The organism is Kitasatospora cathayae, assembly GCF_027627435.1.
Taxonomy (GTDB): domain Bacteria; phylum Actinomycetota; class Actinomycetes; order Streptomycetales; family Streptomycetaceae; genus Kitasatospora; species Kitasatospora cathayae.
Map to the genome: position 1 here is coordinate 5,231,219 of NZ_CP115450.1, position 14,479 is coordinate 5,245,697.

General features: G+C 71.3%; 14 protein-coding genes. 10 read left to right on the top strand and 4 right to left on the bottom strand.

All coding sequences use genetic code 11. The features are described from left to right. Positions 1-178 precede the first annotated feature (178 nt). From O1G21_RS23380 to O1G21_RS23410, 7 genes are all read left to right on the top strand, one after another. Entirely contained in the window at positions 179-1,432 is a 1,254-nt protein-coding gene (locus O1G21_RS23380; protein ID WP_270146549.1) for an amidohydrolase, read from the top strand. A gap of 255 nt (positions 1,433-1,687) precedes the next feature. Continuing rightward, positions 1,688-2,743, top strand: a complete 1,056-nt coding sequence (locus O1G21_RS23385) for a BMP family lipoprotein (protein WP_270146550.1) — start codon at positions 1,688-1,690, stop codon at positions 2,741-2,743. Positions 2,744-3,090: 347 nt separating this feature from the next. After that, positions 3,091-4,617 (top strand): ABC transporter ATP-binding protein, encoded by a 1,527-nt coding sequence (locus tag O1G21_RS23390; RefSeq protein ID WP_405000825.1) that lies wholly within the window; start codon positions 3,091-3,093, stop codon positions 4,615-4,617. A 3-nt stretch (positions 4,618-4,620) separates the two neighbouring features. Next, positions 4,621-5,775 carry an ABC transporter permease gene (locus O1G21_RS23395; RefSeq protein ID WP_270146551.1) on the top strand — a complete coding sequence of 385 codons (1,155 nt, stop codon included), beginning with the start codon at positions 4,621-4,623 and terminating at the stop codon, positions 5,773-5,775. Positions 5,776-5,848: 73 nt separating this feature from the next. Next, complete coding sequence (locus tag O1G21_RS23400; protein WP_270146552.1) at positions 5,849-7,114, top strand: ABC transporter permease; 1,266 nt, start codon at positions 5,849-5,851, stop codon at positions 7,112-7,114. Further along, positions 7,111-7,503 carry a cytidine deaminase gene (locus tag O1G21_RS23405; RefSeq protein ID WP_270146553.1) on the top strand — a complete coding sequence of 131 codons (393 nt, stop codon included), beginning with the start codon at positions 7,111-7,113 and terminating at the stop codon, positions 7,501-7,503. The genes O1G21_RS23400 and O1G21_RS23405 overlap by 4 nt, the downstream gene beginning before the upstream one ends. Positions 7,504-7,620: 117 nt before the next feature. Continuing rightward, a complete protein-coding gene (locus O1G21_RS23410) occupies positions 7,621-8,898 on the top strand; it encodes a thymidine phosphorylase (protein WP_270146554.1) in 1,278 nt (425 codons plus the stop codon). Between the two features lie 281 nt (positions 8,899-9,179). Here the strand turns inward: O1G21_RS23410 and O1G21_RS23415 are convergent, their stop codons facing one another. The 3 genes from O1G21_RS23415 to O1G21_RS23425 are packed head-to-tail and all read right to left on the bottom strand — an operon-like array spanning position 9,180 to position 11,115. Further along, the gene (locus tag O1G21_RS23415; protein ID WP_270146555.1) at positions 9,180-9,473 is read right to left on the bottom strand and encodes a hypothetical protein; all 294 of its coding nucleotides are present in this window, start codon (positions 9,471-9,473) and stop codon (positions 9,180-9,182) included. Beyond that, positions 9,460-9,813 carry an AbrB/MazE/SpoVT family DNA-binding domain-containing protein gene (locus tag O1G21_RS23420; protein WP_270146556.1) on the bottom strand — a complete coding sequence of 118 codons (354 nt, stop codon included), beginning with the start codon at positions 9,811-9,813 and terminating at the stop codon, positions 9,460-9,462. Before O1G21_RS23420 ends, O1G21_RS23415 begins: the two co-directional genes overlap by 14 nt. Positions 9,814-9,822: 9 nt before the next feature. Beyond that, positions 9,823-11,115 (bottom strand): MFS transporter, encoded by a 1,293-nt coding sequence (locus O1G21_RS23425; protein ID WP_270146557.1) that lies wholly within the window; start codon positions 11,113-11,115, stop codon positions 9,823-9,825. A gap of 92 nt (positions 11,116-11,207) precedes the next feature. On the opposite strand from O1G21_RS23425, the gene O1G21_RS23430 reads away from it, so the two are divergent. From O1G21_RS23430 to O1G21_RS23440, 3 genes are all read left to right on the top strand, one after another. Then, entirely contained in the window at positions 11,208-12,176 is a 969-nt protein-coding gene (locus tag O1G21_RS23430; protein WP_270146558.1) for a LysR family transcriptional regulator, read from the top strand. A 105-nt stretch (positions 12,177-12,281) separates the two neighbouring features. Further along, positions 12,282-13,439: an adenosine deaminase gene (locus O1G21_RS23435; protein ID WP_270146559.1), complete on the top strand. Its 1,158-nt coding sequence runs from the start codon at positions 12,282-12,284 to the stop codon at positions 13,437-13,439. Between the two features lie 214 nt (positions 13,440-13,653). Further along, the gene (locus O1G21_RS23440; protein ID WP_270146560.1) at positions 13,654-14,019 is read left to right on the top strand and encodes an ATP-binding protein; all 366 of its coding nucleotides are present in this window, start codon (positions 13,654-13,656) and stop codon (positions 14,017-14,019) included. An 85-nt stretch (positions 14,020-14,104) separates the two neighbouring features. Here the strand turns inward: O1G21_RS23440 and O1G21_RS23445 are convergent, their stop codons facing one another. Next, on the bottom strand, positions 14,105-14,290 hold the full coding sequence (locus O1G21_RS23445; protein WP_270146561.1) for a PspC domain-containing protein: 186 nt from the start codon (positions 14,288-14,290) through the stop codon (positions 14,105-14,107). Between the last annotated feature and the right edge of the window lie 189 nt (positions 14,291-14,479).

Genomic DNA, 14,479 nt, shown 5'->3' on the forward strand with positions numbered 1-14,479 from the left:
GTCGAGCGGGTGGGGGCCGTGACCGCCGGCCCGGGGGATCGTTGCGCAGGACAAGCAACCCGGGGAAGGCGGCGGAAACGAGATGTCATACCCACCTATCCGGCCGGTATGCGCCCATCCGGGGACTGGTTTTCCGGAAGTCGGGCCAAATCCCCCCAAGGGGCCTAGTCTTGGGGAGATGAACCGTCCTGAGCCCGCTCAGCCGGGCACCACTCTCGCCGCCGCCCGCCCCGCCGCCGAACTGCGGGACCGGGTCCGGAGGCTGGAGCCCGAGCTGATCGCCTTCCGGCGTGATCTGCACCGGCACCCGGAGCTGGGCCGCCAGGAGTTCCGCACCACCGACCTGCTGCGCGACCGGCTGGTGGCGGCGGGCCTGGAGCCGCGGGTGCTGCCCGGCGGCACCGGCCTGCTGGTCGACGTCGTCCCGGCCGGCACCGCCCCGGGCACCGAGTTCCTGGCCTTCCGCGCCGACATCGACGCGCTGCCGATCGACGACGCCAAGTCCGACGTGCCGTACCGCTCGACCGTCCCCGGCCGGGCCCACGCCTGCGGCCACGACGTGCACACCTCGGTGGTGCTCGGTCTCGGCCTGGTGCTGGCCGAGGCCGTCCGCACCGGCGAGCTGCGCCGCCCGGTCCGGCTGGTGTTCCAGCCGGCCGAGGAGGTCATGCCGGGCGGTGCCCTGGACGTCATCGGCGCGGGCGGGATGGACGGCGTCGGCCGGATCTTCGCGGTGCACTGCGATCCGAAGGTGGAGGTCGGCCGGATCGCCCTGCGGGTCGGCGCGATCACCTCGGCCTGCGACCGGCTGGTGCTGCACCTGGACGGCCCCGGCGGGCACACCGCCCGCCCGCACCTGACCACCGACCTGGTGACCGCGATCGCCCGGATGGCCGCGGACCTGCCGGGCGCGCTGGCCCGCCGGATGGACCCGCGCTGGGGCGTCAGCCTGGTCTGGGGCCGGATCACCTCCGGCTCCGCGCCCAACGTCATCCCGCAGCACGCCGAACTGGAGGGGACCGTCCGCTGCCTGGAGCTGGACGGCTGGCGCGAGGCGCCGGACCTGCTGCACGAGCTGATCGCCAAGCTCGCCGAGACCTACCGGGCCAAGTGGACGCTGGACTACCACCGCGGGGTCCCGCCGGTGGTCAACGAGGCGGTCTCGGTCGCCCGGCTGGAGGCGGCGATGACCGCCCGGTTCGGTCAGGGCGGCGCCCAGGTGGTGGAGGGCACCGAGCAGAGCCTGGGCGGTGAGGACTTCTCCTGGTACCTGGAGCACGCCCCGGGCGCGCTGGCCCGCCTCGGGGTCCGCGCCCCCGGCGACACCACCGTCCGGGACCTGCACCAGGGCCGGTTCGACGTGGACGAGCGGGCGATCGGCGTGGGTGTGGAGTTGTTCGCGGCGCTGGCCCTGGAGGACGACCGGATCTGACCGCTTCTGTGCGGGCTGTGGCCCGCCCGTGATCGGCTCGTTGAGATCCGGGGCGCCGGGGCGGTTCCGTAAACTGGGCCGGACCAAGTCTCGGATCGCCGTCCGCGTGCGGGATCAGAGCCTTCGGAAGGGCTTCAGACCACGGTTTGATAACAACCCGAATGCTCTGGCAGCCCGTAACACAACCGTGTTCTACGCGCGTTACGGTGGCGTCCGACCACGCCAAACGGTTGCGTGTTAGAAGGAGATACTCCCTTGCGCCGTTCAATGAAGCTCGCCGCGGTTGTGCTCTCGGGTTCCCTGGGCATGGCCTCGCTCGCCGCTTGCGGCGCAAAGAGCACCGACAACAACGCCTCCTCCGGCTCCTCCGACGGTCTCAAGGTCGGCATGGCCTACGACATCGGTGGCCGTGGCGACCAGTCCTTCAACGACTCCGCCGCCCGCGGCCTGGACAAGGCCAAGTCCGACCTGGGCGTTTCGGTCAACGAGGCCGAGGCCAAGCCGGGCGAGGCCGAGGCCGACAAGGAGACCCGCCTCAAGAACCTGATCGACGCCGGTTACAAGACGATCATCGCGGTCGGCTTCGTCTACCAGCCGGCCGTCGACAAGGTCGCGAAGGACAACCCGAACGTCAAGTTCGCGATCATCGACTCGAACGACAAGGACCAGCCGGCCAACGTCACCTCGCTGGTCTTCGCCGAGCAGGAGGGTTCGTACCTCGCCGGCGTCGCCGCCGCGAACAAGTCGAAGGGCCACCACATCGGCTTCATCGGTGGTGTGCAGTCCGAGCTGATCAAGAAGTTCGAGGCCGGTTACAAGGCGGGCGCCAAGTCCGTCGACCCGAACATCCAGATCGAGACCACCTACCTCACCACCCCGCCGGACTTCACCGGCTTCAACTCGCCCGACAAGGGCAAGGAAGCCGCGCAGGGCCAGCTCGACAAGGGTGCGGACGTCATCTACTCCGCCGCCGGCTCCTCCGGCAACGGCGCCATCGAGGCCGTCGCCAACGCGGGCAAGCTCGCCATCGGTGTCGACTCCGACCAGGCCGCGCAGCCCGCTCTGGACAAGTACAAGGGCAGCATCCTGACCTCGATGGTCAAGAACGTCGACAACGCGGTCTACGCGTACATCCAGTCGGTCAAGCAGGGCACGCCGTTCACCGGCATCAAGCTCTTCGACCTGAAGGCCGACGGTGTCCGTCTCGCCACCACCGGCGGCAAGATCGACGACATCCAGGACAAGCTGAAGGCCGCCTCCGACGCCATCAAGAGCGGCGCCACCACCATCCCGACCGCGCCGACCTCCTGAGGTCCGCGCGTCTCGGACGCGACCTGCGCCTGCCACTCATCGGCGGCGTGACGATCGACACTGATCACGGGAGGGGCCCGGCAGGGTGCGCTCAACGCGTACCCCCGGGCCCCGTTCCGTCCCCCCGTTTCCCCCCTTGGCCCTCCGAGCGCAACGACGCGCCTCCAGACCACCAGGAGACCGCCATCACCGCATCAGACCCCGTCCCGCTGCGCAAGGACGGCAACCCCAGCGCGGGGACGGCGACACCGGCCGTCGAACTGCGCGGCATCACCAAGCGCTTCCCCGGTGTCGTGGCCAACCACGACATCAACCTCACCGTCCGCACCGGCACCGTGCACGCCCTGATGGGCGAGAACGGCGCCGGCAAGTCGACGCTGATGAAGATCCTCTACGGCATGCAGCGGCCGGACGAGGGCACCATCGCGATCAACGGCGAGCTGTGCGAGTTCCACACCCCGGGTGACGCCATCGCCCGCGGCATCGGCATGGTGCACCAGCACTTCATGCTCGCCGACAACCTCACGGTGCTGGAGAACGTCGTCCTCGGCGGCGAGAAGCTCCACGGCATCGGTGCCAAGGCGAAGGCGAAGATCAAGGAGATCTCCGACCAGTACGGGCTGGGCGTGCGCCCGGACGCGCTGGTCGAGGACCTCGGCGTCGCCGACCGCCAGCGCGTCGAGATCCTCAAGGTGCTGTACCGCGGCGCCAAGATCCTGATCCTCGACGAGCCCACGGCCGTGCTCGTCCCGCAGGAGGTCGACGCGCTGTTCGACAACCTGCGCGAGCTCAAGGCCGAGGGCGTCACCGTCATCTTCATCTCGCACAAGCTGCACGAGGTGCTGGCGGTGGCCGACGCGATCAGCGTCATCCGGCGCGGCACCACGGTCGGCGACGCCGACCCGAAGGCGGTCACCGCCCGTCAGCTGGCCGAGCTGATGGTCGGCGCCGAGCTGCCCTCCCCGGAGAGCCGCGAGTCGACCGTCACCACCACCGAGATGCTCAACGTCGAGGGCCTGCGGATCGCCAAGACCGACGCCGAGGGCATCGAGCGCGTCGTCCTGGACGACATCTCGCTGCGGATCCACAAGGGCGAGATCCTCGGCATCGCCGGTGTCGAGGGCAACGGCCAGGCCGAACTGGTCGAGGCCATCATGGGCATGCTGCCGCTGGACGCGGGCACCGTCGTCCTGGACGGCAAGAACCTCTCCGGCACCCTGACCCGGGGCCGCCGCGAGGCCGGCATCGGCTACATCCCCGAGGACCGCCACAGGCACGGCCTGCTGCTGGAGGCCCCGCTCTGGGAGAACCGCATCCTCGGCCACGTCACCGAGCGGCCCAACTCCAGCGGCGTGCTGCTCAAGCCGGCCGCCGCCCGGACGGACACCCTGCGGATCGTCGAGCAGTACGACGTCCGCACCCCCGGCATCGAGGTCACCGCGGCCTCGCTCTCCGGCGGCAACCAGCAGAAGCTGATCATCGGCCGCGAGATGAGCCACCAGCCCAAGCTGCTGATCGCCGCCCACCCGACCCGCGGTGTGGACGTCGGCGCCCAGGCGCAGATCTGGGAGCACATCCGCTCCGCCCAGCGCGAGGGCCTGGCCGTCCTGCTGATCTCGGCCGACCTGGACGAGCTGATCGGCCTCTCCGACACCATCCGGGTCATCTACCGCGGCCGCCTGGTCGCCGACGCCGACCCGGCCACCGTCACCGCCGAGGACCTCGGCACCGCGATGACCGGTGCCGCGGCCGGCCACCTGGAGTCCGAGCCGGAGGCCGTCGCCGAGGCGCAGGCCATCGCCGCGGAGGGCACCGAGGCCGAGGCCGAGCACCCGCACACCGACACCGCCGACGACCCGCAGGCGGGGGAGTAACCCATGACCAGTCCCAACCCCGCCGCCAAGCGCAGCCTGGCGCAGCGGATCAGCGGTGAGCGGATCGTGCTCGCACTGGCGGCGCCGGTGCTCGCGGTCGTGCTGTCCGTCGCGATCTGCTCGATCCTGCTGGCGACCTCGGGCAAGAACCCGTTCGACGCGTGGAACGTGATGATCACGTTCGCGACCAAGTCGGACGGCCAGGTGGCGATCCTCAACCGGTCCACCACGTACTACCTGGCCGCCGCGGCCGCCGCGTTCGGGTTCCGGATGAACCTGTTCAACATCGGCGTCGAGGGCCAGTACAAGGTCGCGGCGCTGTTCGCGGCCTACATCGGTGCCCAGGTCGACCTGCCGGCGTTCATCCAGATCCCGCTGCTGCTGGTCACCGCCATGCTGGTCGGTGGTCTGTACGCGAGCATCGCCGGCCTGCTGAAGGTCTACCGCGGCGTCAGCGAGGTCATCGCGACCATCATGCTGAACGCCATCGCGCTCGCGATCGTCGGTCTGCTGCTCGTCCCCGGCATCTTCGCGCCGAAGGTCAGCGGCACCAGCAACTCGATCCAGACCGAGCCGATCTCGCAGTCGAGCCACTTCTTCGGCATCGAGACGGCCGGCGGCACCCTCTGGGGCTTCCTCTTCATCGCGATCCTGGTCGGTGTGCTCTTCCAGTTCACCCTGACCCGCACCCGCTTCGGCTTCGACCTGCGCGCCACCGGCCGCTCGGAGTCCGCCGCAACCGCCTCCGGCGTGAACGTCAAGAAGATGGTCGTCATCTCGATGTTCGTCTCCGGTGGGATCGCCGGTCTGATCGGCATGCCCGAGCTGCTGCAGAACTCCTTCTACTACGGCCAGAGCTTCCAGCCCGGCCTGGGCTTCCTGGGTATCTCGATCGCCCTGCTCGGCCGCAACAGCCCGGTCGGCATGGCCTTCGCGGCCCTGCTGTTCGCCTTCCTGGACGCCACCGGCGCGCAGCTGCCCCTGCAGGGCGGCTTCCCGTCCGAGATCGTCTCGGTCATGCAGGGCACCATCGTCATCTGTGTCGTCGTCGCGTACGAGCTGGTGCGCCGCTACGGCCTGAAGCGCCAGCAGCAGAAGGTCGGCGCCGAGCTCGCCGCCCAGGCCGCGGCCACTGAGAAGAAGGAGGTGGCCTCGTGACCGAGCGTAGTGAGCGAGCCAAGAAGTACAGCGCGTTGTGCGAAGCACGCGCCGAGCGAAGCGAGGTGCGGGCATGAGCACCGCTACTGCCGCTCGTCCGAAGGCGCCGGGCGCGCCTGCGAAGAAGCGCAAGCTGTCCTGGCCCGTGGTGCTCCTGCTGATCGCGGGTGCCCTGGTGCTGTTCTCCGCCGTGGGCATGGCCACCGGCAACCACTCGCTGACCTCCTCGGGTCAGGTCACCGCCGCGCTCAGCGCCGCCGTGCCGATCGGCATGGCCGGTCTCGGCGGTCTCTGGTCCGAGCGGGCCGGTGTGGTCAACATCGGTCTCGAAGGCATGATGGTCGCCGGCACCTTCTGCGGTGCCTGGGCCGGCTACCTGGTCAACCCGTGGGTCGGTCTGCTGGCCGGCATGCTCGGCGGGGCGCTCGGCGGTCTGCTGCACGCGATCATCACCGTGACCTTCGGCGTCGACCACATCGTGTCCGGCGTCGGCATCAACCTGCTGATCCCCGGCATCTGCGCGTACGTCAACCGGATCTACTACAAGGACTACATCTCGGCCGGTGCCGGGGCGAACCAGTCCCCGCCGGCGGATCCGCTGCCCTACATCACGATCCCGGGGCTGTCCTCGGGCCTGAAGGACATCGAGAACCACCACTGGTTCTTCGTCTCGGACGTCGCGGGCGTGCTCGGCGGTCTGGTCACCAACATCTCGGTGGTCGTGATCCTGGCCGGTGCGCTGATCGTGGTCAGCTACTTCGCGCTCTGGCGCACGGTGTTCGGCCTGCGGCTGCGCTCCTGCGGTGAGAACCCGACCGCCGCCGAGTCGCTGGGCGTCAACGTCTACAAGTACAAGTACCTGGCGGTCATCGCCTCCGGCGCCTTCGCGGGCCTCGGCGGTGCGTACCTCTCGCTGGTCGCCGCGCACTTCTACAAGGACGGCCAGACCCTGGGCCGCGGCTTCATCGGCCTCGCCGCGATGATCTTCGGCAACTGGATGCCCGGCGGTCTCGCCATGGGCGCCGGCCTGTTCGGCTTCACCGACAGCCTCCAGCTGCGCGACCCGGAGTCGGTGCACGTGCTGATCCTGATCGTCGGCATCGCGATGATCCTGCTCGCCCTGTGGCAGCTGTACCGCCGCAAGTTCACCGCGACGGTGATCTCCCTCGTGGTGGCCGGCGGTCTGGGTGCCTGGTACGCGCTGACCGACGAGGTGCAGCGTCCGCTGATCGTCGCCACGCCGTACGTGATCACCCTGGTGGTGCTCTCGCTGGCGTCGCAGCGACTGCGGATGCCCAAGGCGGACGGTCAGATCTACCGCAAGGGTCAGGGCAAGTGACGGCCCCCGTGATCGACTGGGAGCGGCTGCGCGAGGCGGCGCGCGAGGCGATGGGCCACGCGTACGCCCCGTACAGCAAGTTCCCGGTCGGCGCGGCGGCCCTGGTGGACGACGGCCGGCTGGTCAGCGGCTGCAACGTGGAGAACGCCTCGTACGGGCTCGGGCTGTGCGCCGAGTGCGGGCTGGTGTCCGCGCTGCACGCCTCCGGCGGTGGCCGGCTGGTCGCCTTCACCTGCGTCGACGGCGCGGGCGAACTCCTGATGCCGTGCGGGCGCTGCCGCCAGCTGCTGTACGAGCACGGTGGTCCCGATCTGCTGATCGACCTGGCCTCCGGCGTGAAGCCGATGAGCGAGGTCCTGCCCGACGCGTTCGGGCCGGAGCGGCTCTAGCCTCGATTCTTGTTACGCGCGTAGAGTGTCGCGAGTGGGCCGGAACCCGGTCATCTCGCGGCACTCTTCGCATTTGCCGCATCTGTTTGACGCATCTGAACCCCTCTTGGAGCACGCATGGACGCCATCTCCGTCATCAGGACCAAGCGCGACCGCGGAGAGCTGAGCGACGCTCAGATCGACTGGGTCATCGACGCCTACACCCGCGGCGAGGTCGCCGACGAGCAGATGTCCGCGCTGGCCATGGCGATCCTGCTGAACGGCATGAAGCCGCGCGAGATCAGCCGGTGGACCGACGCCATGATCCGCTCGGGCGTCCGGATGGACTTCTCCTCGCTCCCGCTGCCCACCAGTGACAAGCACTCCACCGGCGGCGTCGGCGACAAGATCACCCTCCCGCTCGCCCCGCTGGTCGCCGCCTGCGGCGCCGCCGTCCCGCAGCTGTCCGGCCGCGGCCTCGGCCACACCGGCGGCACCCTGGACAAGCTGGAGTCCATCCCCGGCTGGCGCGCCCTGCTCTCCAACGACGAGATGATGGACGTGCTGCGCGACGCGGGCGCGGTCATCTGCGCGGCCGGCGACGGCCTCGCGCCGGCCGACAAGAAGCTGTACGCGCTGCGCGACGTCACCGGCACCGTCGAGGCCATCCCGCTGATCGCCTCCTCGATCATGTCCAAGAAGATCGCCGAGGGCACCGGCGCGCTGGTGCTGGACGTCAAGGTCGGCTCCGGCGCCTTCATGAAGAACCTGGACGACGCCCGCGAACTCGCCCGCACCATGGTCGGACTGGGCACCACCGCCGGGGTCAACACCGTCGCCCTGCTCACCGACATGTCCACCCCGCTCGGCCTCACCGCGGGCAACGCGCTGGAGGTCCGCGAGTCCGTCGAGGTGCTGGCCGGCGGCGGCCCGGCCGACGTCGTCGAGCTCACCCTCGCGCTCGCCCGCGAGATGCTCGCCGCGGCCGGCGTGCACGGCAAGGACCCGGCCGACGCCCTGCGCGACGGCTCCGCGATGGACCACTGGCGCCGCATGATCGCCGCCCAGGGCGGTGACGTCGACGCCCCGCTCCCGGTCGCCCGCGAGCAGCACGTCATCCCCGCGCCCGCCTCCGGCGTGCTCACCGAGCTGGACGCCTACGCCATCGGCGTCTGCGCCTGGCGCCTGGGCGCCGGCCGCGCCCGCAAGGAGGACCCGGTCCAGGCCGGCGCCGGCGTCGAGATGCACGCCAAGCCCGGCGACACCGTGGTGGCCGGCCAGCCCCTGCTGACCCTCCACACCGACACCCCGGAGCGCTACGACTACGCCATCGAGGCGCTGGCGGGCGGCATCCAGGTCAGCCCGGAGGGCACGGCGTTCACCCCGAACCCGATCGTGCTGGACCGCATCGCGTAGTCATGCGATTACTCCTTGTGCGGCAGCGTGGCTTGCGTTGCCGCACATGGGAGTCGACCGCTTCACGGTCGAGATCGAACCGGAAGTCCGCGACTGGCTCATCGGGCTTCCGCCGAGGTACTACGCCCTGGCCGAGGACCGCGTCGATTGCTTGGCCGAGTATCCGACGACGCTCGACGCTGAGCCCACCCTCCGTTTCGAGGCGTCGTCCGCCAGAGCAGGTGCCCAGGAGCCCGTACCCGTCGACCGGGTACGGGCTCCTGTCATGTGTTCGGGCGCCGTTATGGTCGGCCGAAGATGTCGTGGGTGCCGATCCGGCGCCAGACGATATGCGGCTCGCCGTCCTGGAGGGACGTCCCGTAGCTGAAGGTCGCCCGGCCGTCGGGCGCCCACGTCATCTCCCAGACGTCTGGATGCCCCTGCATCTTCTTCACCCGCAGGCCCCGGCGGAAGCCCCGGCCGGCGTGAAGGTCGGAGACGAATTGGGCAACCGCGACGAGGAACGCGGCCTTCTGCGCCGCGGTCAGGCCCTTCCAGTCGCGCAGGAAGTGGGCCAGTGACTCATGCGTCGGCACGGCGCTTGATCTCCCCCAGGTCCAGCCCGGCCTCGTCGGCGAGCGACTGCAGGAACTCCTCGCCGTCCTGGAACACCTCGCCGCGCTCGCCCGCAGCGATCGCCTCCTCGACTTCCTGTTCCTTCTCCTGCCAGGAACCGCTCCAGAACCATGCCTGGTCGTCGGGGATGACGGAGGCAGGAGTGAGGACGATGCGACCGTCCTCCACGGCGACCACCAGGTGGTCGCCCTCCTGGAGGTCCAACTGCTCTCTTATCTCCTGCGGGATGGTGACCACGCCCTTCTTCCGCACGGGGGTGGACACCAGGTGGGGACGACGACGGCGCTTGAGGTCTGCCATGGGGAAAGTCTACCTGGCGGAAAGTCTGCCCACTCTTCCCTCGCGCCGGACGGCGTGCGCCTGGTGGGTGGCGTAGAGCGTCACCGCGGCGGCCAGGGTCATGGCGGTGAGGCCGACGGTGGCGGCGCCGGGCCAGCCGGTGGAGTGGTAGGCGTCGGCGCCGAGGGTGCCGCCGAGGCTGTTGCCCAGGTAGTAGGCGATCAGGTAAAGGGCGGAGGCCTGGGCGCGGCCCTCGGTGGCGGTGCGGCCGACGGCGGCGGAGGCGGTGGCGTGGCCGGCGAAGAAGCCGGCGGTGATCAGGACCAGGCCGAGCAGGGCGCAGGGCAGCGAGTCGGCGAGCGAGAGCAGCAGGCCGGTGGCGGTGACGCCGATGGCGACGTAGAGGGCGCCGCGGCGGCCGAGGCGGGCGGAGAGCCGGCCGGCCGCGGCGGAGGTGCCGGTGCCGACCAGGTAGACCACGAAGATCGAGGCGGCGACCGACTCCGGCAGGTGGAACGGTGCGGCGATCAGCCGGTAGCCGGCGGTGTTGTAGACCGCGCCGAACACCGCCATGAACAGCATCCCGAGCGCGTACAGCCGCACCAGCAGCGGGTTGCGCAGGTGCCGGCCGACCGTACGGGCGAGCGCGCGGGCGTCCACCGGGGCCGGGGTGAAGTGCCGGGCGGCGGGGATCAGCAGCCGGAAGGCGAGTGCGGCGAGCAGGGCGAGGGCGGCGGAGGCGGCCAGGCCCCAGCGCCAGCCGAGGGCGGCGGCGGTCCAGCCGGAGAGCAGCCGGCCGCCCATGCCGCCGATGCTGTTGCCGGCCACGTACAGGCCCATCGCGGAGGCCAGCGCGCTGGGGTGGACCTCTTCGGCGAGGTAGGCCATCGCGGTGGCGGGCAGGCCGGCGAGCACGGCGCCCTGCAGGACGCGCAGCACGACGAGGGTGGTGAGGTCGGGCGCGAAGGGCAGGGCGACGGCGAGGGTGGAGGCGGCGAGGGTGGAGGCCGTCATCACGGCGGTGCGGCCGTACCTGTCGGACAGCGCGCTGGCCGGGAGCAGCCCGAGGGCGAGGCCGAGGGTGGCGGCGGAGGCCGTCCAGCTGGCCTGGCCGGGGGTGAGGTCGAGATCGGCCGAGAGGATCGGCAGCAGGCCCTGGGTGGAGTAGAGCAGGACGAAGGTCGCGATCCCGGCGGCGAACAGGGCGAGGTTGGCGCGGCGGAAGTCGCGCTGGCCGGGGCGGTGGCGGTCGTCGTGGTCGGGGGTGCGGGCGGTGGAGGCATCCGGGGCGGGCACGGATGCCCTGGTATCGGCGGGCTGCATGTCCTCGACCGTAGGCCTGGCGCGGTTGATGCGTCCAATGCATGAAGAGTGGATGATCGATGCACTGGCGTATGAGTCGAGGTGAGGCGCGGATGGCCGTGGCGGACGGGTCGGACGGAACGGAGCAGCGGTACCGGGCGGCCGAGTTGGGGCCGGAGGAGCCGGCCGTGCTGCTGGCGCCCCGGCTGGCGCAGTTCGCCGCGGTGGCCCGGCTGGAGCACGTGACGCAGGCGGCGGCGCTGCTCGGGGTGCCGCAGCCGACGCTGTCGCGCGCGGTGGCCCGGCTGGAGGACGAGCTGGGGGTGGACCTGCTGGCCCGTCAGGGCCGGACGGTCCGGCTGACCAGGGCGGGGCGGCTGCTGCTGACTTCGGTGGAGCGGGCGCTGGCGGAGCTGGAGCGCGGCGCGGAGGCGGCTCGGGCGGAGGCGGACCCGGCGGTGGGGCGGGTGGCCTTCGGTTTCCTGCACACGATGGGGCCGGACGCCGTTCCGGCGCTGCTGCGCGGCTTCCGGGCGGCGCACCCGCAGGTGCGGTTCCAGCTGGTGCAGGACTACGGCATGGCGATGCTGGAGCGGCTGCGGGCGGGCGAGTTGGACCTGTGCCTGGTCGCGCCGCTGCCGGACGACCCGGCCTTCACCGCCCGCCCGTTGGACGAGCAGCGGCTGCACCTGGTCGTCCCGGCGGACCACCGGCTGGCCGGGCGGCGGCGGATCCGGTTGGCGGAGGTGGCCGAGGAGCCGTTCGTCGGGCTGGAGCAGGGGTACGGGCTGCGCATGATCACGGACGGCTTCTGCGCCCGGGCCGGATTCGTGCCCCGGCTGGCGTTCGAGGGGGAGGAGACCGAGACCCTGCGCGGGCTGGTGGCGGCCGGGCTGGGGGTGGCGCTGCTGCCGCCGGCCCTGGTGCCGCGGCCCGGGGTGGTGGAGCTGGAGGTGACCGCGCCGCGGACCCGGCGGGCGATCGGCCTGGCCTGGGCGACGGGGCGGCCGCTGACGCCGCCGGTGGGGGCGTTCCGGGATTTCGTGCTGTCCCGGCGGGGGCGGCTGCTGCACCACGACTGATTTGGCGGATCGTATGGACCGGCCGGTGGAATTCCGGGGGGAGTTTGGACCATTCGGTGCTGTTCCCGGTGGTGAGTCTACGCGCGTAGGGGCTATATTTCCGCAATGGAGAAGCAGATCCCCGTCACCACCGCGGGCACCGGCCCGCGCATTCCCACCCCCGACCAGATCCGCCGCGCGCCGAAGGTCCTGCTGCACGACCACCTCGACGGCGGGCTGCGCCCGGAGACCGTGGTCGAGCTCGCCGCCGCGACCGGCTACGAAGGCCTTCCCACCACCGACGTCAAGGAACTCGGCGAGTGGTTCCGCGAGGCCGCCGACTCCGGCTCCCTGGTCCGCTACCTGGAGACCTTCGCGCACACCTGCGCCGTCATGCAGACCCGCGAGGCCCTGATCAAGGTCGCCGCCGACTGCGCCGAGGACCTGGCCGCCGACGGCGTCGTGTACGCCGAGGTCCGCTACGCCCCCGAGCAGCACCTGGAGGGCGGCCTGACCCTGGACGAGGTCGTCGAGGCCGTCCAGGAGGGCTTCCGCCTCGGCGAGGCCAACGCCCGTGCGGCGGGCAACCGGATCCGCATCGGCACCCTGATCACCGCGATGCGGCACGCCGCCCGCTCGCAGGAGATCGCCGAACTGGCCAACCGCCACCGCGACCAGGGCGTCGTCGGCTTCGACATCGCGGGCGCCGAGGCCGGCTACCCCCCCACCCGCCACCAGGCCGCCTTCGACTACCTCAAGGGCGAGAACAACCACTTCACCATCCACGCCGGCGAGGCCTTCGGCCTGCCGTCGATCTGGGAGGCGCTGCAGTGCTGCGGCGCGGACCGCCTCGGCCACGGCGTGCGGATCGTGGACGACATCACGGTGAACGAGGACGGCAGCGTCGCGCTGGGCCGGCTGGCCGCGTACGTGCGCGACAAGCGCATCCCGCTGGAGATGTGCCCGACCTCCAACCTCCAGACGGCGGCGGCGACTTCGTACGCCGAGCACCCGATCGGGCTGCTCAGCCGGCTGAAGTTCCGGGTCACCGTGAACACCGACAACCGGCTGATGAGCGGCACCAGCATGAGCCAGGAGTTCGGGCACCTGGTGGAGGCCTTCGGCTACACGCTGGGCGACCTGGAGTGGTTCACGGTGAACGCGATGAAGTCCGCGTTCCTGCCCTTCGACGAGCGACTGGCGATGATCAACGACGTGATCAAGCCGGGCTACGCCGAGCTCAAGGCGGAGTGGCTGTTCAGCGCGGGTACCGGCGGCAACTGAGCCGGCCTGTCGCCCCTTGGTCGGGTGAACGCCGAAGCCCCGCAAGGAAATTGGCGTTCATCCGACTAGTCACTCGAGTGAGTGAAGGCCCTTTGGTTCTCGCGCGACCCTGTCACTACGGTGTGCCAGTCATTGCTGACAGGTCGTGGCGGCGGTCGCCCGTCCGCCGAACCGCGCGACGTCGGCCACCGACGAGGACCCAAGGGGACGAACCATGAAGCAGGCTCTCAAGGCCGCCGGCACCGCGGCGCTCGGCATCGCCATCGCGGCGGTCGGCGCCGGCACCGCCTCCGCGGCGACCGGCCAGGCGGCCGGCGGCCTCGGGCTGCCCACCGGCGCGGTGACGAACCCCGCGGTGACCGGAGCGGTCACCGACACGGCCGCCAAGCTGCCCGGCGGCGACAAGGTCGCCGGCACGCTCGGCACCCTGGCCCCGAGCGCGGGGCAGGCCGCGCCCGCCGCCGAGGCCGCCCCGGTCGCCGGTGTCACCCAGCAGCGCGCCGCCATCCCGTCCATCCCCGGCCTGGACAAGACCCCCCTCGGCGGGCTGACCAACGCCCTGCCCGGCCTGGGCGGCTGATCCCGGCCACCGGCACGACGACGGGCCGCCCGCCCCGGGGTTCCTCCGGGGCGGGCGGCCCGTCGTCGTGCCCGCTCGTACCGCCTCACGGCTCCTGGGGGAGCAGCACCCACAGCGCGAGGTAGATCAGGAACTGCGGGCCGGGCAGCAGGCAGGAGAACAGGAAGATCAGCCGGACGGTGAACGGCGCCAGGCCGAAGCGCTCGGCGATCCCGGCGCAGACGCCGGCGATGACACGGTTGTGACGGGGACGGGCGAGGCGGGCGCTCATGTCAGCTCCTGGGGCCGGCGCCCGGTCCGGCCGGTCCGGCGGGCGTACTTCCATGCTCCGCCGCCGACGGGCCGAAGACCTCCGCCCACCAGCCGATTCCCGGCCCCGAGGAGTCACCGGGGAGGCGTAGGCCGGAGTCGGGGTCCGTCTCAGGGGTGCCCCGGACTCCGGCGGGGTGCCCGGCGGTCC

Coding starts and splice junctions, on each gene's coding strand:
- O1G21_RS23380 (WP_270146549.1), top strand. CDS start 179: ATGAACCGTCCTGAGCCCGCTCAGCCGGGCACCACTCTCGCCGCCGCC.
- O1G21_RS23390 (WP_405000825.1), top strand. CDS start 3,091: ATGGGCGAGAACGGCGCCGGCAAGTCGACGCTGATGAAGATCCTCTAC.
- O1G21_RS23395 (WP_270146551.1), top strand. CDS start 4,621: ATGACCAGTCCCAACCCCGCCGCCAAGCGCAGCCTGGCGCAGCGGATC.
- O1G21_RS23400 (WP_270146552.1), top strand. CDS start 5,849: ATGAGCACCGCTACTGCCGCTCGTCCGAAGGCGCCGGGCGCGCCTGCG.
- O1G21_RS23410 (WP_270146554.1), top strand. CDS start 7,621: ATGGACGCCATCTCCGTCATCAGGACCAAGCGCGACCGCGGAGAGCTG.
- O1G21_RS23420 (WP_270146556.1), bottom strand. CDS start 9,813: ATGGCAGACCTCAAGCGCCGTCGTCGTCCCCACCTGGTGTCCACCCCC.
- O1G21_RS23425 (WP_270146557.1), bottom strand. CDS start 11,115: ATGCAGCCCGCCGATACCAGGGCATCCGTGCCCGCCCCGGATGCCTCC.
- O1G21_RS23430 (WP_270146558.1), top strand. CDS start 11,208: ATGGCCGTGGCGGACGGGTCGGACGGAACGGAGCAGCGGTACCGGGCG.
- O1G21_RS23435 (WP_270146559.1), top strand. CDS start 12,282: ATGGAGAAGCAGATCCCCGTCACCACCGCGGGCACCGGCCCGCGCATT.
- O1G21_RS23440 (WP_270146560.1), top strand. CDS start 13,654: ATGAAGCAGGCTCTCAAGGCCGCCGGCACCGCGGCGCTCGGCATCGCC.
- O1G21_RS23445 (WP_270146561.1), bottom strand. CDS start 14,290: ATGAGCGCCCGCCTCGCCCGTCCCCGTCACAACCGTGTCATCGCCGGC.